The following is a 17,093-nucleotide window of genomic DNA, read 5'->3' on the forward strand; positions in this document are numbered from 1 at the left end:
TCCCGCCTTAATTCCTTCGGCATGGACGTAGAATGACCGATAACATTGCACCAGAGCAGGCCCCAGGAATCATCGATCGGGACGCCGCCCTGCGCTATCAGACGGCGAGCTTGCAACGCGTTTCGCGAACCTTCGCCCTGACCATTCCGCGTTTGCCGGCTGGATTGCAGGAGACGGTAGGCAACGGCTACTTGCTCTGCCGTATCGCGGACACCATCGAGGATGATCCGCTGCTTGATTGGGAGGCCAAGGCGCACTGGCAAAAGGTTTTCCTTGCGGTCTTGCGCAAGGAGACGCCGGCAGAGGAGTTTGCCCGCGGCTTTGCCCAGGTAATGGCAGCAGAGATGCCTGACGGTGAACATGACCTGATTGCTAATAGTCCTGTGGTCGTGTCGTTGACCCACTCCTTCAATTCCGTGCAGCAAAGTGCCCTCATTCGCTGTGTCGAAATCATGGGTGAGGGGATGGCGGAATTCCAGCGTCGGGCCTCGCGAGCCGGACTGCGGGACCAGGCCGACATGGACCACTATTGCTACGTGGTTGCGGGCGTCGTCGGCGAGATGCTCACTACCCTGTTCGTGGAAGAGGAGCCGCGTATGCTCGCCGGCGGCGCGGATCTCCCAGCGTTGGCGGTGTCGTTTGGCCAAGGCCTGCAGATGACCAACATCTTGAAGGACTTATGGACAGATTGGGAACGGGGGGTGCTCTGGTTACCGCAGGACCGTCTCCGCGACCACGCTCTGGCGCCGGAGGACTTACACCCGGGCATGAATCAGCCCGAATTCACCAAGCTGTTGATGGAAATGATCGCGCTGGCAGCGCAACACCTGCGCAACGCCCTGACCTTTACCCTGCGGATCCCCGCCGAGCAGACCGGGATGCGGGATTTTTGTCTCTGGGCCATCGCCATGGCAGTGCTGACCCTGCGCCGCATCGCCGAAAACCCCGGCTTTTGTAGTGCCGACGAGGTCAAGATCAGTCGCGTTAGCGTGCGCAATGTCGTGTTGCTGTCGCGTCTGCTGCACCGCTTCGATCCGTTGCTGGATCTGACGTTCCGAGTGGCTGTCAAGAGCCTGCCGCAGGGGCAATCATGTTGATGCCCAGCACCCGCTACGGAGTGGCGCGGCAGCGGCACGCGCCCCTGGAAAGGACGATTGCAGCGGCGCTCGCAGCATTGCGCACGCGACAGGCGGAGGATGGGCATTGGTGCTTTGAATTTGAAGCGGACTGCACCATTCCCGCCGAATATATCCTGATGATGCACTACATGGACGAAATCGACGCTCCCTTGCAACGCAAAATCGCGGTATATCTGCGGCGACACCAGGCAGAGCATGGTGGTTGGCCCCTGTATCATGGTGGGGGTTTCGACATGAGCGCCTCGGTAAAGGCCTACTACGCCCTCAAGCTTGCTGGAGAGGCTCCCGAGGCGCCGCATATGCGTCGGGCCCGGGCGGCCATCCTGGCGCATGGCGGGGCGGAGCGCGCCAATGTCTTCACCCGCATCACCCTGGCCTTGTTCCGTCAGGTACCTTGGCGTGCCGTCCCTTTCATTCCCGTGGAAATCTTGCTCTTTCCTCGCTGGATGCCGATGCACATCTACAAAGTGGCGTCGTGGTCGCGCACGGTCATGGTGCCTCTCTTCATCCTTTGCAGCCTCAAGGCGCAGGCGAAGAATCCTACGGGTATCGGTATCGCGGAACTCTTTCGCCAGCAGCCATTCGCCATCCGCGACTATTTCGCCTGTGCGCGCAAGGGCTTCATTGCCCGCGTGTTTCTTGCTGGGGATCGCCTTGGCCGTGCACTCGAGCCATTCATTCCCGGCGTACTGCGTCGGGCCGCTATCCGTCGTGCCGAGGCCTGGTTTACGGCGCGCCTGAATGGCGTGCATGGGGTGAACGGCATTTTCCCGGCCATGGTCAATGCCCACGAGGCTCTCGCGCTGCTGGGCTATGCGGAGGACCATCCTTATCGACAACAGACACGGCAGGCCTTACGTAACCTGCTCGTCGAACGCGTCCATGAGGCCTACTGCCAGCCCTGTGTTTCGCCGGTCTGGGATACCTGCTGGGGGCTGCGCGCCATGCTCGAGATCATGCCCGAGCCGGATGAGAATGCGCGGGCTGCCATGCGCTGGCTCCTCGACCGGCAGATCACCGATGCTCCGGGAGACTGGCAGTTCAGCCGCCCAGATCTGCCAGGCGGTGGCTGGGCATTCCAGTACGAAAATTCCTATTATCCGGACCTGGACGATACGGCGGCGGTGGCCTGGACCTTGCTCCTGGCCGGCCGGCCGGAAGACCGTCCGGCGCTGGAACGGGCCGCAGACTGGCTGGTGGGTATGCAGTCGCGCAATGGCGGTTTTGGCGCCTACGATGTCGACAATACCCACTACTATCTGAATGAGATTCCTTTTGCCGATCATAAAGCGCTGCTGGACCCGCCGACAGCCGATGTCAGCGGGCGGGTGTTGACCTTTCTCGCTGCCCTTGCTCGTCCCCAGGACCGCCCGGCCATCGCACGGCTCGTGCGCTACCTGTTGGAGCAACAGGAGGCCAATGGCTCCTGGTTCGGCCGCTGGGGAACCAATTACATCTATGGCACCTGGTCGGTGCTCCTGGCGTTTTCCGAGTTGGGGGACAGCGCCCTGCAGCCGGCCATGCAACGGGCTGCGGAATGGCTGCGGAGTGTGCAACAGGCGGATGGAGGTTGGGGCGAGAGCAACGACTCCTACCTCGACGCTGGCCTTGCCGGTCAGGGGCAGCCGTCGACGGCGGCGCACACCGCTTGGGCCTGTCTGGCCTTGATGGCGGCGGGCGACTCCGACAGCGAGGCCCTGCGGCGCGGCATCCAGTGGCTGCAGGCGCATCAGAGTGAAGATGGCGAATGGCATGATCCCTGGTTCAACGCCCCGGGTTTCCCGCGGGTTTTCTACATTACCTATCACGGATACAAGCTGTATTTCCCCTTATGGGCGCTCAGTCGCTATCAAAACCTGCAGGTCGGCGCCTAGGTCTTGTCGTCGCCCTCGCGGTCGAAGCCAAGGCATTGGGGCTGCCGGCCTCGCCCATGGGCAAGGTACACCCCTGCGCGGACGGTCATCTCGCCATTCTCTCCGGGATGGGACCCGAGGCCGCGGCAAACGCGGGTCGAGCCCTCCTGGAAGCGGGAGCCGAGGCCCTGCTGAGTGTAGGTACTGCCGGCGCTTTGCGGAGTGACTTGCAAGCCGGCGATCTTTGCATTCCCCGACAGATCCTCTGGCAGGAGCGTGCGTACTCTGCGGATGAAGTTCTGGCAAGTCATTTTCTCGCTCAGCACCCGCAGGCACGGCGGGAGAACTTGCTGTCGCTTGCCCAGATGCTGGTCGATCGGCAGAGCAAGGCGGCGTACGCGCAGCAGGCGCTCGCCGTGGATATGGAGAGCGGCGCGCTCGCCGCACTGGCAGCGGCGGAGGGGCATCCCTTTCTCGCCTTGCGCGTCATCGTCGACAGTGTCGATGCCGTAGTGCCGGACGCCGTACGTCGCGGAGTCGATGCCGTGGGCAACCCGCGTTTGCCCGGGTTTCTCTGGCAACTGCTGCGCCGCCCGCGGGATGTGCCGCGGCTGATCAGGCTCGGCGGACAGATGCAGCGAGCCGCGATCACCCTGCGGCAATTGGGCAGGGCATCGGAGAAGGGAGGATGGGGATGCGGGCACTGATTACCGGCGCCTCCGGTTTTGTTGGTGCAGCCGTATTGCGACGCTTGACCCTGGAGGGCGTCCCGGTACGCCTGCTGGCTCGCACTGGCGCAGATGACAGCGCGTGGAAAAACTTGCCTGGCGTGGAACGGGTGGTGGGTGACCTCTGTGATCCGGCCAGCCTACGGCAGGCGGTGGCCGGCTGTCGTTGGCTCTTCCATGTGGCCGCCGATTATCGCCTCTGGGTGCCGGATCCCGAACCCATGTACCAAGCCAATGTCGTTGGCACCGAGACATTGATGCGGGCTGCCCTGGATGCTGGCGTGGAGCGTATTGTCTATACCAGTAGCGTCGCGGTACTGGGCTTGCGCGCCGATGGGCAACCCAGTGATGAAGAAACCCCGTCGACTCTGGCTGACATGATTGGCCACTATAAACGCAGCAAGTATCTCGCCGAAGAACGGGTGCGTGCGTTGTGTCGTGACGAGGATGCGCCGATCGTCATTGTCAATCCCTCTACCCCCATCGGACCGGAGGATCGTAAGCCGACGCCGACTGGGCGCATGGTGCTCGAAGCGGCGGCGGGACGTATGCCCGCCTATATCGATACCGGCCTTAATGTCGTGCATGTGGATGATGTGGCGCTGGGGCACTGGCTTGCCTTGCAGCAAGGAAAATCTGGCGAACGCTACATTCTCGGTGGTGACAATTTGTCGCTGCAGGCCATCCTCACCCGCATCAGCGGCTTGACCGGGCGATCCTCGCCGCGCCTACGTCTACCGCGGCGTCTGTTGTACCCGATTGCCTGGGGTTCCGAGGCTTGGGTGCGCTGGCGTGGTCGAGGCTTGCCGCTGGTCAGTACGGATGAGCTGCGTATGGCCGCACATCGCATGTATTTCGACTCGCGCAAAGCCGAACAGCAGCTTGGCTATACCCATCGCCCGGCGGAGGAGGCCTTGCGGGATGCTGTGGCCTGGTTTGCCGAGCATCGCTATTTCTGATCCCGTGCTGATCGCTGCGTACTTTTTTGCGCTAATCGCCGGCCTTTCCTGCATCTACTGGGCCCTCGCCTGGTGGCAGGTGGAGACTTGGCAACCGCAGTTGCCGGAGGACGCAGGTCCGCTCTCTGCGCCCGACGCAGCTGGGATCAGCATCATCAAACCGTTGCACGGAATCGAGCCGGAGCTCTCCGCAAATCTGCAGAGTTTTCTGGCGCAGCGCTACCCTCGTTTCGAGATGCTCTGCGGGGTCCAGGATTCTGCCGATCCTGTCCTGCTGCTTCTCGCGGAATTGTCGGAACGATCGAAGCTGCGAATTATTCGGCATGCGACGACGCTTGGCAGCAACCCCAAGGTCAACAACTTGGCGGGCATCATTGCCGAGGCGAGCTATCCCATTCTGGTACTGGCTGACGCGGACATTCGCGTCGGACCGAGCTACCTGGCGCATCTGGTCCGCGAGCTGAACCTGCCCGAGGTGGGGGTGGTAAGCTGTTTATATCGGGCGCGTCCCCTTTCCGGTTTCTCCTCACAGCTCTTGGCCGTGCAGATTCAAGAGCATTTTTTGCCGTCGGTGCGCCTTGCCGCAGCACTCGGGCCCAATGTTTATTGCGGTGGCGCAACGATTGCCGTGCGCCGCGAGTCGTTCGACGCGATGGCTGGCTGTGCCGCCCTCGCCGACGAGCTTGCCGATGACTATGCCTTGGGAGCGCGGATACGCGCTTTGGGATATCAGAGCGTGCTGAGCGACTACGTGGTCGAGACGCTGGTGGCCGAAGACGGATTCGCCGCCTTCTACGCCCATGCCCTGCGTTGGGCGCGCACCACCCGCGCCGTGCAACCCTGGGGGCATGCCTTTTCGTTTTTGACCTATCCGGTTCCTCTGGTACTGATGCTTGCCGTGTTTTGGCAGGGGTGGGCCTGGAGTGTGGTGGCGCTGGTCGCCTGCCTGCGCCTCGTGTACCATTGGCGGATTGGACGAAAATTGCGATCGCCATTGTCGGCGACGGCGGTGCTGGTGGCGGACATCCTGGGTCTGTGGATCTGGGGGCACGCGCAAGTCGCCGGAAAGGTACGCTGGCGTGGTCGCAATTTTTCCATCGATGCCCACGGGCAAATGCATGACGGAGTACAGCGATGACCATGAAAACCTTGTTCCTGCAGGCGCCTTCCTTCGAAGGGTTTGATGGGGGAGCGGGCTCCCGCTACCAGGCCAAGCGCGAGATTCGCTCTTTCTGGTTTCCCACCTGGCTGGCCCAGCCGGCGGCCATGATTCCCGGCAGTCGTCTACTCGACGCCCCGCCGGCCGATATCACTGTGGAAGAGACCCTGCGCATTGCTGCCAGCTACGAGTTGTGCATCATTCACACCAGTACCCCTTCCTTTCCTTCTGACGTCCGCATGGCGGAAATGCTCAAGGCGCGTTATCCCAAGATGATTATCGGTCTGGTTGGCGCCAAAGTCGCGGTGGAGCCCGAAGAGTCCCTGCAGGCATCGCCCGCCATCGATTTCGTGGCGCGGGAAGAGTTCGATTACACCCTGAAAGAGATCGCCGAGGGGCGGCCACTGGCGGAAGTGGATGGTATCAACTACCGCGACAGCAATGGGCTGCTGGTGCGCACTCCTGATCGCGCCATGATCGAGGATATGGATGCTTTGCCCTTCGTCTCAGAAGTCTACAAGCGCGATCTGCACATCGAAGACTACTTCATCGGCTATCTGAAACATCCCTACATTTCTTTCTATACTGGGCGTGGCTGTCGCTCGCAGTGTACCTTCTGCCTCTGGCCGCAGACGGTCGGTGGTCATCGCTACCGCACCCGTAGCGCCGCCAGTGTCATCGAAGAGGTGAAGTACATCCAGAAGGCCTTTCCGCAGGTGCAGGAAGTCTTTTTCGATGATGATACCTTCACCGACGATCGTCCGCGTGCGGAGGAGATCGCCCGTGGCCTTGGCAAGCTCGGCGTCACCTGGTCCTGCAACGCCAAGGCCAACGTCCCCTACGACACCCTCAAGGTTCTGCGTGATAATGGCTTGCGCCTGCTGCTGGTGGGCTACGAATCGGGCAATCAGCAGATTCTCAACAACATCAAAAAGGGCCTGAAGGTCGAGGCGGCGCGCAAGTTTACTGCCGACTGCCACAAGCTCGGCATCGCCATCCACGGCACCTTCATTCTGGGATTGCCCGGCGAAACCAAGGAGACGATTCAGCAAACCATCCAGTTTGCCAAGGAAATCAATCCACATACTATCCAGGTATCCCTGGCGGCGCCTTACCCTGGCACCTACCTCTATAACCAGGCCAAAGAACAGGGCTGGCTGACCGAAGAGGATGAGGCGCATCTGGTCAACGATCGTGGAGTGCAGATCAGCCCCATGAGTTATCCCCACCTCAATCACACGGAAATTTTTGATTCGGTTGAGGTGATGTACAAGAAATTCTACTTCCGTGCGGGCAAGATCGCGGAAATCACCGGAGAGATGCTGCGCAGTTCACAAATGATGAAACGCCGTCTGCGGGAGGGGGTAGAGTTTGTGCGCTTTCTTCGTCAGCGGCATGGCTGAATGTGGCGAGCGAACGAAGAGTCATTTTCAATGCGGATGATTTCGGCCTAGATGCTTCCGTAAATGCTGCAGTTGTGTCGGCGCATCAACACGGGGTACTCAATAGTGCGAGTCTGATGGTGTCGGCCGCGGCTGCTGCTGAGGCCCTTGCGCTTGCGCGGAATCTGCCTGATCTTGGAGTTGGTTTGCATTTGACCCTGGTGGATGGTTATCCGGTATTGCCTGCGGCGCAGGTTCCTGATCTGGTCGATGAGCATGGTCGTTTTGCCGCTGACCTATGGCGTCGCGGCATTCGCTATTTTTTTCTGCCGCGGGTGCGGCGCCAGCTCGCCGCCGAGATCGCCGCGCAATACGCGGTCTTCGCCGACAGTGGTTTGCGCCTCGATCACGTGAACGCGCACAAGCACCTGCACGCCCATCCTACGGTCCTGAATCTGCTCATCGAAATTGGCAGGCGCTTTGCCTTGCGCGCGGTGCGCATTCCGCGGGAACCGTTGGCACTGGCGCGGCAGCTGGCGCCGGTGACGGGCAGCGCTGCGTTGGGCGCACGGTTATTACTACCCTGGGTTGCGCGCATGCGTCGCGTCATCCGCTCTCAAGGACTATTCTGCAACGATCTCTTGCTGGGACTGCAGTCCACCGGACAGATGGATGCCGACCGACTGCGACGTGCTCTGGCCATTGTCCCCTCTGGACAGGTGACGGAGCTGTATTTTCACCCCGCGCAGGAACAGACCGCGCAACTGCGGCAACTGATGCCCGACTATCGGCCCGCGGCGGAGTGGCGGGCGCTCTGTGCCCCAGAACTCGCGACAACTCTGCGCGCCCAAGGTATTCGTACCGGAACGTATCATGATTTCGCCTGCGGCTGAGCGATTTCTTGCGCGCATTGGCGAGTGGTACATGCGCCGCATCTGTATGCTCATGGCATTCTCGGTGCGCCATGCCAAAGCGGTGTTTTTCTCTTTTGCCCTCCTGCTCCTGCTGGCGCTTGCCTACGTTGTCACCCATTTCGCGATGAATACCGACACCAGCGATGTGTTGTCGCATGATCTGCCGTTTCAACAACGCGAAATTGCTTACAAAAAGGTCTTTCCCCAGGACCGCGATAGCATCGTCGTTGTCTTGCAGGGAAAGAACACGAGCGCGACAGAGAACGCTGTCGAGCGACTGCAAGGCTGGCTGGAAGCGCATCCCAAGTATTTCCGCAGTGTTTATGTTCCGGGCGGTGGCAAGTTCTTTGCGCAGAATGGCTTGCTATATCTGTCCGAGCAGCAGGTACATGAGTTTGCGCGGCGGATCACGGCGGCACAGCCATTGATTGCCAGCCTTTCTGCCAACCCCAGTCTGGCAGGTCTGAGCGATCTGCTCACGGAAGCAGCGCAGCAGAGTCTTCACGGCAACGTCGATGTTCAAGGTCTCGTACCCTTATACGATGCCTTTACGCAAAGTATCGATGCGCAGCTGGCCGGACATCCGCGGCAGATCGATTGGGCCAAGCTGATGGGTGGCAGTTTGGGAGATCTGGGACCCCAGCAGCGTTTTGTGATTATCGAGCCAACCCTGAATTATGACAGTCTGCAGCCAGCCGAGGCCTCCATCCAATTCTTGCGCAAGGGCCTGGAGACGTTGCACATCAACGCGGCGCATGGGCTGAAGGTGGGGATCACCGGCCAGGCTGTACTGGATGCGGAGCAAATGAAAACCGTCAGCGAAGGCGCGTTTTCCTCGCTGGCCATTACTTTCGGGCTGGAGATCCTGCTTCTCATCATTGCGTTGCGTAGTACCCGTCTCGTGGTAGGGGTGCTCTTCAATCTTGTTGCTGGCATCATTTTCACCACCGCCTGGGCATTGCTGGTGATTGGGCCGTTCAACCTGATCTCTGTGTCTTTTGCCATTTTATTCATTGGGTTGGGCGTCGATTTTGGTATTCAGTTCAGCTTGCGCTTTCGCGAGGAGCTTTTCAACGGAGCGAGTCACGAAGAGGCGATGCGGCGTGTCTCTCGCGGTTTGGGCGCAGCCTTATCGCTTGCAGCCGTCGCTGCCGCCATCAGTTTTTTCGCCTTTGTGCCCACCAGTTATGCAGGCATCGTAGATCTGGGGTTGATCTCCGGCGCCAGCATGTTGATCGGACTGTTCCTCACCCTTACCCTGTTGCCCGCCTTTCTCACTCTCTGGCGGCTCTCAGCAACGGCGCGGAAACACGTGAATTTTCCCCGTTTCCATCGGGTGCCCACGCTTGCACGGCATCCCATTCACCGGTACGCTTGGCTGGTTCTCGCGGTGGTTGCCGTGCTTGCCGTCGCGGCGTTTCCTGCTGCGCTGCAGGTTCGCTTCGATTTCAATCCGCTGCACATGATCGATCAGAACGCGGAAGGGGTAAAGGTTTTTGAGGAATTGCTTGCCAATCCTGATACGGCACCCTATCGCATCGAGGTCCTCGCAAAAAATCTGGACGAGGCACAAGCCATCGCAAAACGACTGGAAAAGGTGCCGACGGTCGCTCGGGCGTTGACCATTGCCGACTATATCCCGCAAGACCAGGAACCGAAGCTTGCCATTCTCAACAATCTGCAGATCCTCGTACCACCATTTTCTTTACTGATGCCTGCCAGTTTGACCTCGCCAGCGTCGGATACGGCGCAAAAAATGGAGAAGCTGCAAAAGAAGTTGCAGGAACTGGCCGCCAAGAAGAAGGGTGAGCAGGCGCGCGCGGCCGGCAACCTGGCGCATGCATTGGCCCGATTCCTGGCGGCGGATGCCCAGGATTCTGCGGCGCTGGCGTCGCTGCAAAACTCCCTGCTGGGCACCTTGCCGGGCGAATTGCATCAGCTTGGTGAGGCGCTCCTAGCCTCGCGCGTAACCATCGACAATCTACCCAAGGACCTGCGTAGCCGTTATCTCGCCGCTGATGGGCAGGCGCGGGTGGAAGTCTTTCCCAAAGCGGATCTGACCAATAATCAAAAAATGCTGCATTTCGTTTCTACGGTGCTCCAGGTCGAGCCGCGAGCGGTTGGCGCCCCGGTTATGCTGGTGCAGGGAGGAGAGGCAGTATTGGGCGCTTTCCAGGAGGCGACCTGTATCGCCATTGGGGGTATCGCCCTGCTGCTGCTGCTATCTTTGCGTCGCTATCGCGACATGTTATTGATTGTTCTGCCCTTGCTGCTGGCAGCTCTGTTTACGGTGGCGGCAATGTCGCTGTTGGGAGTCAGTTTCAATCTGGGCAATATCATTGTGTTGCCGCTTCTCATTGGTCTGGGGGTGGCATTTGGTATCTATATCGTGCTGCGCTGGCGCAGCGGAGTCGACGCTGCACATCTCTTGCAAACGTCCACGCCGATGGCGGTTTTTTTCAGTGGTCTGACCACCCTCAGTGCCTTCGGCAGTATGGCGTTGTCCGTCGATCCCGGGATGGCGAGTCTGGGTGACGCGCTGAGTCTTGCATTGGCGGTGGTTCTGCTCTGCATTCTGGTCGTGCTGCCAGCGCTACTGCTCCTTTTCACTGCCTCACCGCGTGAGGAAGGGATTGCCCAGGATGAGGGCAGCTGATCTCTCATTTTTCCGCTATCGAGGCATAGGCAGCGCAGCGCTGCTTTCCTTTGGGCTCCTGTTCACTGCCTGGCTGGTGTGGCACGAGGGGGCGCACGGAATCGTTGCCATATTGCGGCAAAGCTCTTGGCTGATCTGGCTGCTTTTGCCCGCCCATGCCTTGGCGATCGGTCTTGATGCGTTGAGCTGGCGCTGGCTCCTGGCCTCAGTGCCTGGGCGCCCGGCGTTGCCCAGGTTGACTTGGCTGGCCTTGCTGCGGGAAGCCGTCAATGGTCTGCTACCCGTTGCCCGAGTGGGCGGCGAATTTGTGGGCATCCGGCTCTTGGCACGCATGGGTGTTTCGCTCGTACAGGCGGCGGCAAGCGTGGTGGTAGAGGTCAGTCTGACTTTGCTCAGTCAGTTTTTATTTGTCCTCCTCGGTTTCGTCCTCCTGCTGGATTGGGCGGGCGACTTGCAGTTGCAGCGGGAGATCCTTTACGCCCTACTCGCAGTCATGCCGGTTTTGGCTTTGTTGTTTTGGTTGCAGGGTCACTTTGGCCTCTTTCATGTGTTGCATGCATTGTTGCGTCGGGTCAGTGGTGGCCGCGATTTCTCGGTCCTGATCGGCGACCCGCGGCAACTGGACGCAGAGGTTCTGCAGATCTATCGACGGCGCTGGCCATTGCTTTGGGCAAATTTCTGGCAATTGGCTGGGCTATTTGCGGGTGCTGGCGAACTCTGGCTGAGTTTCTTGCTCCTGCAGCATCCCATTTCTTTGTCTGCCGCCGTACTTCTGGAGAGTTTGGGGCAAGCCCTGAGAAGTGTGGCATTCTTTATGCCAGCAGCATTGGGCGTGCAGGAGGGTGGGTTCATCTTTTTTGGCGCAGTCGTGGGCGTTGGACCGGAGCTGGCCTTGGCCTATTCGCTCCTGCGCCGTTTCCGCGAATTGGCACTCGGATTACCGTTGCTGATGTCCTGGTATGTTTGGGAAGGCCAAGGCTTGCGACGAAAATGGCTTGGAAGACAATGGTCTCAAGAGGAGGGCGTATGAGTGCAGTGGTGGGAGGGATGACCGCGCAGGGCCATCGGGAGCTGTTTTGTGAGTTTTTTCACGCCACCCATATCGACTTTGATCCCGCCAGAATTGACTGGCCTGATCTGGATCCTGCGGCGGAGCAGCGCTTGAAATCCCTGCCGTTTTGGGGAGAGGCGGTGGCCACGGAGAGTGTTACCGCGCGCATGGTGCAGCACATGGCCGAGGCCGAAACGGACCCGGTGGTGAAGGCGGCAATTGCCCTGGACGGTTTCGAGGAGCGCCGGCATGCGGAGCTGTTGCAGGCGTTGGTGAATCACTATGGCATTTCCATTCCACCCACGCCTACCCCGCCGCCGATTCGTGATCCGTACTGGGAATTCCTCTTCACCGGTTATGGGGAATGTCTCGACTCTTATTTCGCCTTTGGTCTCTTTGCGGCGGCGCGAGATTCGGGCTTTTTCCCCGAAGCCCTGGTCAAGATCTTCGACCCAATCATGCAGGAAGAGGCGCGGCATATCATCTTCTTCATCAATTGGTTGCATTGGTATCGCCAACAATTGCCGTGGTGGAAGAAGATTCAGCTGGAATATCGACGCCTCCAGGTAATCGCCCTGCAGGCGTGGGCGCGCATCCAGACGGCGCGAGGAATGACAGATGGTGGGGAAGAAAATTTCACCATGACTGGTCATGAGCAGGTCAGCCAGGACATGAGTCTAACCAAGCTCCTTGCTCTCTGTCGCAGCGAAAACGAGCGCCGCTTCGCCCCGTATGATGCGCGTCTGCTGCGCCCCAAGCTGGCCCCGCGCATCGCCAATTTTCTGTTTTTCTTTCTATCGCGCAGAAAGGCGGCATAGAGAAAAGGTGTTGGGGTAACATACGCTACGGTATGTTATACTCAACAAGTACATTCGATTGCCCGGGCATAGAACCCCCGAGGAAAGGAGAAGGCTGAAAATGGCAGTGCCACTTATACAGAGTTATCGCGTAGGCCGGTATATCATCGGTCAGAAATTGCGCGGTAACCGCCGTTATCCCTTGGTGCTCATGTTAGAGCCCTTGTTTCGTTGTAATCTGGCCTGTGCTGGTTGCGGCAAGATCGATTACCCCGATGAGGTGCTGGATAAGCGCCTTTCCGTGGAAGAATGTATCGGCGCCGCCGAGGAGTGTGGCGCGCCCATTGTCTCCATCGCTGGCGGCGAGCCGCTCATCCACAAGGACATGCCCGAGATCGTTGCCGGCCTCGTGCAACGCAAGCGATTCGTGTATTTGTGTACCAATGCATTGCTCCTGAAAAAGCGCATGGGCGACTACCAACCGTCGCCGTATTTGACCTTCTCCGTACACCTGGATGGCAATGAGCATCGCCATGACGATTCTGTCTGCCAGCCGGGAACGTACAAGCGGGCCGCAGCGGCCATTCGTGACGCGGTAGAGAAAGGTTTCCGGGTCACCGTCAACTGCACCTTGTTTCAGGGTGAGGGCGCGGAGGAAGTCGCGAACTTCCTGGATGACTGTAAAGCTCTAGGGGTGGAAGGGGTAACGATCTCCCCGGGCTTCAATTATGAGCGGGCGCCGCAACAGGAAGTTTTCATCAAGCGACAGGCGTCACGCCAACTGTTCCGCGACATCTTCCGCATTGGCAGGGAACGCAAGGCCAAGTGGAAATTTAACCAATCGAGCCTGTTTCTGGATTTCCTGGCGGGTAACCAGACCTATCAATGTACGCCCTGGGGGAACCCGACGCGTAACATTTTTGGCTGGCAGAAGCCCTGTTATCTGCTTGTCAGTGAAGGCTATGCCCCCAGTTTTCGTGCGCTGATGGAGGAAACTCCTTGGGAGCGGTACGGGGTAGGAAACAACAGCAAGTGCGACCAGTGTCAGGTACATTCTGGCTTTGAACCAACGGCGGTGAACGATACCTTTGCGCATCCACTCAAAGCCTTGAAGGTGTCCTTGTTTGGCCCAAGGACCCGGGGACCGATGGCGCCAGACATGCCTTCCAGCCCTTCGCACCCGGGGTCGGAAAGACCTGTGTTCCCGTTGCGGGTAGAGCGCTGATTCGCGGATATGGATCTATAGGAGATTTTTATGTTTCGAGGTGCCCGATTGATCCTGCCAGTCTTGGCTCTGGGCCTGATTCCCGCGGGTGGCTCTGTTGCCTGGGCGAATACCTCGGCGACTGCTCAGATAGCGGCAGCGAGCAGTCCCAAGGCAACGATCGAAAAGCTGGACCAAGCTCTTCTTTCCACTATGAAGGCCGGCAAAGCTGCTGGGTATCAGGGGCGGTACAAGATTATTGCTCCTGTCGTGGATAAGACTTTTGATTTTCAGCGGATCGGCGAGCTGGCATTAGGATCGGATTGGGGAAAATTGAGCGCGGAACAGCAAAAGCAGTTTGTGGAAGTGCTCGGCGAGTATACTGCGGCGACCTATGCTGGCCGTTTTGATGGTTACGATGGCGAGCACTTTGCGATTGTCGAGGCGCAGCAGTTGCGCCCGGGTACCATGGGAGTCTTCTCGACTTTCACGATGAAAAATGGCCGGGTGCATCGTTTTGATTATCTGCTCGAGCAGGCCGATGGAAAAGATTGGAAAATCATCAATGTGGTCGCCGATGGTGTCAGCGATTTATCGTTGAAGCGTTCGGAATATACAGAAATGATCAACAGCAAGGGCTTCCCGGCACTGCTTGCGCATCTGCGGAAGGAAATCCAGGCCTACGCATCCGGTAGTAAATCGTGATTATCCGCCGTCTGGCTCTTCTGTTCGGTCTCGTTGGATGCCTTGGCTTGAGCGGCTGCGCAACCGTGCATGGCCCTTCCGCTGGCGCTTCTGGGACGAATGATCCCCTCGAGCCCATCAATAAGCCCATTTTCAACGCCAATTTATGGTTGTTCCGCAATGTTCTTAGCCCGGTGAACCAAGGCTACGAGGCTGTTACTCCCAAATTCTTCCGCACCGGTGTCAGCAATGTCTTCGCCAATGCCGACATGCCCTATATCTTCCTCAACGACTTCCTGCAGGGACGGGTGCAGCCGGGAATGGAGGGCTTGAGTCGTTTTCTGGTCAATACCATTTTCGGCTTGGGGGGCATTTTTGACGTCGCCGACAAGCTCGATCTACCCAAGCAGGATAATGGATTTGGCGTGACCCTGGGAGTATGGGGAGTGCCACAGGGACCGTATCTGGTCTTGCCGTTCTATGGTCCCAGTTCGCTGCGCAATCTGCCCGGTATGGCCCTGGCGATTTTTGTTTCTCCTCCGTATTATTTCCCGAGCAGCAATGCGCAATGGGCGTGGACGGGGATGGGTGTGATCAACACCGGTCATGTGGATGCGCCGCAGGTGAAAATGGTGGAGGATGCCGTGAATCCGTACATTTTTGCCCGCAATGCTTGGGAACAGCATGAGCAGTTCTTGATTGACGGTGGCAAGGTGAACAAGAATCAGCTGCTGGAGGGTTTGGATTTGCCCCCGCCGACGGCAAGCACGTCCTCGGCTGCCAGTATGCCCTGAAGGGAGAGAATTTGGATACGGAAATTGTCAAGCGCATCGCGCAGTTGAGTCGTATTGCACTGCCGGACAACGAGTTGCCGCAGATGGCTAGTCAACTGGAGCGGATTTTCGCTTTGGTGGCGGAGATGCAGGCAGTACCCACGGAGGGGGTAGAGGCGATGGCACACCCCCTCGACTTGCGGCAGCCGCTGCGACCCGATGAACTGCGGCAGGAATGCTTGTCCCGAGAAGAGTTGATGGCTTCGGCGCCGCGCGCGCAGGACGGCCTATTTTTGGTTCCCAGGGTTATCGAATAAGGGTTGGTCATGGAACTCCACCAGATGGGCGTTGCGGAGCTCGCAGCAGGGCTACGCAAAAAGGAATTTTCGGCGGTGGAGCTCAGTTCCACTCTTCTGCAACGCATCCGCAAGGGGCAGGACCGACTCAACGCATTCATTACGGTCAGTGAACGGCAGGCACTGGACCAGGCGCGTGCCGCAGATCAGCGGCGCGCAACAGGCGATGTTAGCCCACTGGACGGAATCCCGCTGGCACACAAGGACATTTTCTGTACCCGCGGCCAGCGCACTACCTGTGCATCGAAGATGCTGGCGGAGTTTGTCTCTCCGTACGATGCCACGGTGGTCCAGCGTTTTCAGCGAGCAGGTATGGTGAGTTTGGGTAAGCTCAACATGGACGAGTTTGCCATGGGCTCCTCGAACGAAACCAGTTTCTTTGGTGCGGTACGCAATCCTTGGGACCGCACCCGTGTTCCGGGTGGCTCCTCGGGCGGTTCGGCGGCGGCCTTGGCCGCGCGCCTGCTGCCTGCCGCCACCGGCACGGATACCGGCGGCTCCATCCGCCAGCCTGCAGCCTTCTGTGGTGTGACTGGCCTGAAGCCTACCTACGGGCGCGTGTCCCGCTACGGCATGATCGCCTTCGCCTCCAGCCTCGATCAAGGCGGTCCGATGGCACGTTCGGCGGCCGACTGTGCCTTGCTCATGGACACCATGGCGGGTCACGATGCTCTCGATTCGACTAGCCATCCGCAGGCTGCCGGGCGCTTTGCGGCCGCCTTGGGGCGCAGCCTGAAGGGTCTGCGGATTGGGGTCCCCGAGGAGTTTTTTGGCGACGGCCTCGATCCTGAAGTGGCGCAGGCCGTGCAAGAAGCCATTCAGTGGTACGTTCGACAGGGGGCGGAGATTCGGCCGGTGCATCTGCCCAACAATGCCCATGCTGTCAGCACCTATTATGTCTTGGCACCGGCTGAGGCTTCGAGCAATCTGTCCCGCTTCGACGGAATACGCTACAGCCATCGCAGTGGCGCGGCTGCAGACTTGCAGGAGCTCTACCTGCAGTCTCGCTATGAGGGATTTGGTCCCGAAGTCCGTCGCCGTATCCTGGTTGGCAGTTACGTGCTCTCCGCCGGCTATTACGATGCCTACTATCGCAAGGCACAGCAGGTTCGTGCCCTGATCCGGGAGGATTTTCGCCGTGCCTTTGCCGAGGTGGATGTGATCATGGGCCCGACCACGCCCACGCCTGCCTTTGCCCTGGGGGCCAAGAGCGCCGATCCGGTAGCCATGTATCTGGCCGATATCTACACCATCGCGGTGAATCTGGCAGGTATTCCCGCCCTGAGTCTCCCTTGTGGCTTCAGTAAGGCTGGTTTACCCATCGGCCTGCAGATCATGGGAAATTATTTTGCAGACGAGCTGATCCTGGCGGTGGGCGACGCCTACCAGCGTGATAGCGACTGGCATCGACGAGAGCCGAGCTGGGAGGAGCAATGAG

The 17,093-nt window shown here is 59.3% G+C and carries 15 protein-coding genes; all 15 read left to right on the plus strand.

Translation table 11 applies throughout. The features are described from left to right. Window positions 1-32 precede the first annotated feature (32 nt). Entirely contained in the window at window positions 33-1,097 is a 1,065-nt protein-coding gene (locus ORD17_RS09250; protein ID WP_308388130.1) for a phytoene/squalene synthase family protein, read from the plus strand. Then, window positions 1,091-3,013 carry a squalene--hopene cyclase gene (gene shc / locus ORD17_RS09255; RefSeq protein WP_308388131.1) on the plus strand — a complete coding sequence of 641 codons (1,923 nt, stop codon included), beginning with the start codon at window positions 1,091-1,093 and terminating at the stop codon, window positions 3,011-3,013. The genes ORD17_RS09250 and shc overlap by 7 nt, the downstream gene beginning before the upstream one ends. After that, a complete protein-coding gene (locus tag ORD17_RS09260; protein ID WP_308388132.1) occupies window positions 2,971-3,699 on the plus strand; it encodes a 5'-methylthioadenosine nucleosidase in 729 nt (242 codons plus the stop codon). The genes shc and ORD17_RS09260 overlap by 43 nt, the downstream gene beginning before the upstream one ends. Further along, window positions 3,687-4,679 (plus strand): hopanoid-associated sugar epimerase, encoded by a 993-nt coding sequence (hpnA, locus tag ORD17_RS09265; RefSeq protein ID WP_308388133.1) that lies wholly within the window; start codon window positions 3,687-3,689, stop codon window positions 4,677-4,679. Before ORD17_RS09260 ends, hpnA begins: the two co-directional genes overlap by 13 nt. After that, window positions 4,642-5,817: a bacteriohopanetetrol glucosamine biosynthesis glycosyltransferase HpnI gene (hpnI, locus tag ORD17_RS09270; RefSeq protein WP_308388134.1), complete on the plus strand. Its 1,176-nt coding sequence runs from the start codon at window positions 4,642-4,644 to the stop codon at window positions 5,815-5,817. The genes hpnA and hpnI overlap by 38 nt, the downstream gene beginning before the upstream one ends. After that, entirely contained in the window at window positions 5,814-7,241 is a 1,428-nt protein-coding gene (gene hpnJ, locus ORD17_RS09275; protein WP_308388135.1) for a hopanoid biosynthesis associated radical SAM protein HpnJ, read from the plus strand. Before hpnI ends, hpnJ begins: the two co-directional genes overlap by 4 nt. Before the next feature lie 2 nt (window positions 7,242-7,243). Continuing rightward, window positions 7,244-8,113 carry a hopanoid biosynthesis-associated protein HpnK gene (gene hpnK, locus ORD17_RS09280; protein WP_308388136.1) on the plus strand — a complete coding sequence of 290 codons (870 nt, stop codon included), beginning with the start codon at window positions 7,244-7,246 and terminating at the stop codon, window positions 8,111-8,113. Beyond that, entirely contained in the window at window positions 8,094-10,790 is a 2,697-nt protein-coding gene (locus tag ORD17_RS09285; RefSeq protein WP_308388137.1) for an MMPL family transporter, read from the plus strand. Before hpnK ends, ORD17_RS09285 begins: the two co-directional genes overlap by 20 nt. Then, a complete protein-coding gene (locus tag ORD17_RS09290; RefSeq protein ID WP_308388138.1) occupies window positions 10,777-11,820 on the plus strand; it encodes a lysylphosphatidylglycerol synthase domain-containing protein in 1,044 nt (347 codons plus the stop codon). Before ORD17_RS09285 ends, ORD17_RS09290 begins: the two co-directional genes overlap by 14 nt. Beyond that, a complete protein-coding gene (locus tag ORD17_RS09295) occupies window positions 11,817-12,659 on the plus strand; it encodes a ferritin-like domain-containing protein (protein WP_308388139.1) in 843 nt (280 codons plus the stop codon). The genes ORD17_RS09290 and ORD17_RS09295 overlap by 4 nt, the downstream gene beginning before the upstream one ends. A gap of 100 nt (window positions 12,660-12,759) precedes the next feature. Beyond that, window positions 12,760-13,863, plus strand: a complete 1,104-nt coding sequence (hpnH, locus tag ORD17_RS09300; RefSeq protein ID WP_308388141.1) for an adenosyl-hopene transferase HpnH — start codon at window positions 12,760-12,762, stop codon at window positions 13,861-13,863. A gap of 30 nt (window positions 13,864-13,893) precedes the next feature. Further along, window positions 13,894-14,547, plus strand: coding sequence for an HpnM family protein (locus ORD17_RS09305; protein WP_308388143.1), 654 nt, complete (start codon window positions 13,894-13,896; stop codon window positions 14,545-14,547). A 47-nt stretch (window positions 14,548-14,594) separates the two neighbouring features. Beyond that, window positions 14,595-15,320: a VacJ family lipoprotein gene (locus ORD17_RS09310; protein ID WP_308388144.1), complete on the plus strand. Its 726-nt coding sequence runs from the start codon at window positions 14,595-14,597 to the stop codon at window positions 15,318-15,320. Between the two features lie 11 nt (window positions 15,321-15,331). Beyond that, entirely contained in the window at window positions 15,332-15,616 is a 285-nt protein-coding gene (gene gatC / locus ORD17_RS09315; RefSeq protein ID WP_308388145.1) for an Asp-tRNA(Asn)/Glu-tRNA(Gln) amidotransferase subunit GatC, read from the plus strand. Window positions 15,617-15,625: 9 nt separating this feature from the next. Beyond that, window positions 15,626-17,092, plus strand: coding sequence for an Asp-tRNA(Asn)/Glu-tRNA(Gln) amidotransferase subunit GatA (gatA, locus tag ORD17_RS09320; RefSeq protein WP_308388146.1), 1,467 nt, complete (start codon window positions 15,626-15,628; stop codon window positions 17,090-17,092). The last annotated feature ends 1 nt before the right edge of the window (window position 17,093 follow it).

It is taken from the genome of Acidithiobacillus sp. AMEEHan (assembly GCF_030996345.1).
Lineage (GTDB): Bacteria > Pseudomonadota > Gammaproteobacteria > Acidithiobacillales > Acidithiobacillaceae > Igneacidithiobacillus.

Excerpts from the sequence above, each read along its gene's own strand:
- ORD17_RS09250 (WP_308388130.1), top strand. The coding sequence starts at position 33 with ATGACCGATAACATTGCACCAGAGCAGGCCCCAGGAATCATCGATCGG.
- shc (WP_308388131.1), top strand. The coding sequence starts at position 1,091 with ATGTTGATGCCCAGCACCCGCTACGGAGTGGCGCGGCAGCGGCACGCG.
- ORD17_RS09260 (WP_308388132.1), top strand. The coding sequence starts at position 2,971 with ATGGGCGCTCAGTCGCTATCAAAACCTGCAGGTCGGCGCCTAGGTCTT.
- hpnA (WP_308388133.1), top strand. The coding sequence starts at position 3,687 with ATGCGGGCACTGATTACCGGCGCCTCCGGTTTTGTTGGTGCAGCCGTA.
- hpnI (WP_308388134.1), top strand. The coding sequence starts at position 4,642 with ATGCTGTGGCCTGGTTTGCCGAGCATCGCTATTTCTGATCCCGTGCTG.
- hpnJ (WP_308388135.1), top strand. The coding sequence starts at position 5,814 with ATGACCATGAAAACCTTGTTCCTGCAGGCGCCTTCCTTCGAAGGGTTT.
- ORD17_RS09285 (WP_308388137.1), top strand. The coding sequence starts at position 8,094 with ATGATTTCGCCTGCGGCTGAGCGATTTCTTGCGCGCATTGGCGAGTGG.
- ORD17_RS09290 (WP_308388138.1), top strand. The coding sequence starts at position 10,777 with ATGAGGGCAGCTGATCTCTCATTTTTCCGCTATCGAGGCATAGGCAGC.
- ORD17_RS09295 (WP_308388139.1), top strand. The coding sequence starts at position 11,817 with ATGAGTGCAGTGGTGGGAGGGATGACCGCGCAGGGCCATCGGGAGCTG.
- hpnH (WP_308388141.1), top strand. The coding sequence starts at position 12,760 with ATGGCAGTGCCACTTATACAGAGTTATCGCGTAGGCCGGTATATCATC.
- ORD17_RS09305 (WP_308388143.1), top strand. The coding sequence starts at position 13,894 with ATGTTTCGAGGTGCCCGATTGATCCTGCCAGTCTTGGCTCTGGGCCTG.
- gatA (WP_308388146.1), top strand. The coding sequence starts at position 15,626 with ATGGAACTCCACCAGATGGGCGTTGCGGAGCTCGCAGCAGGGCTACGC.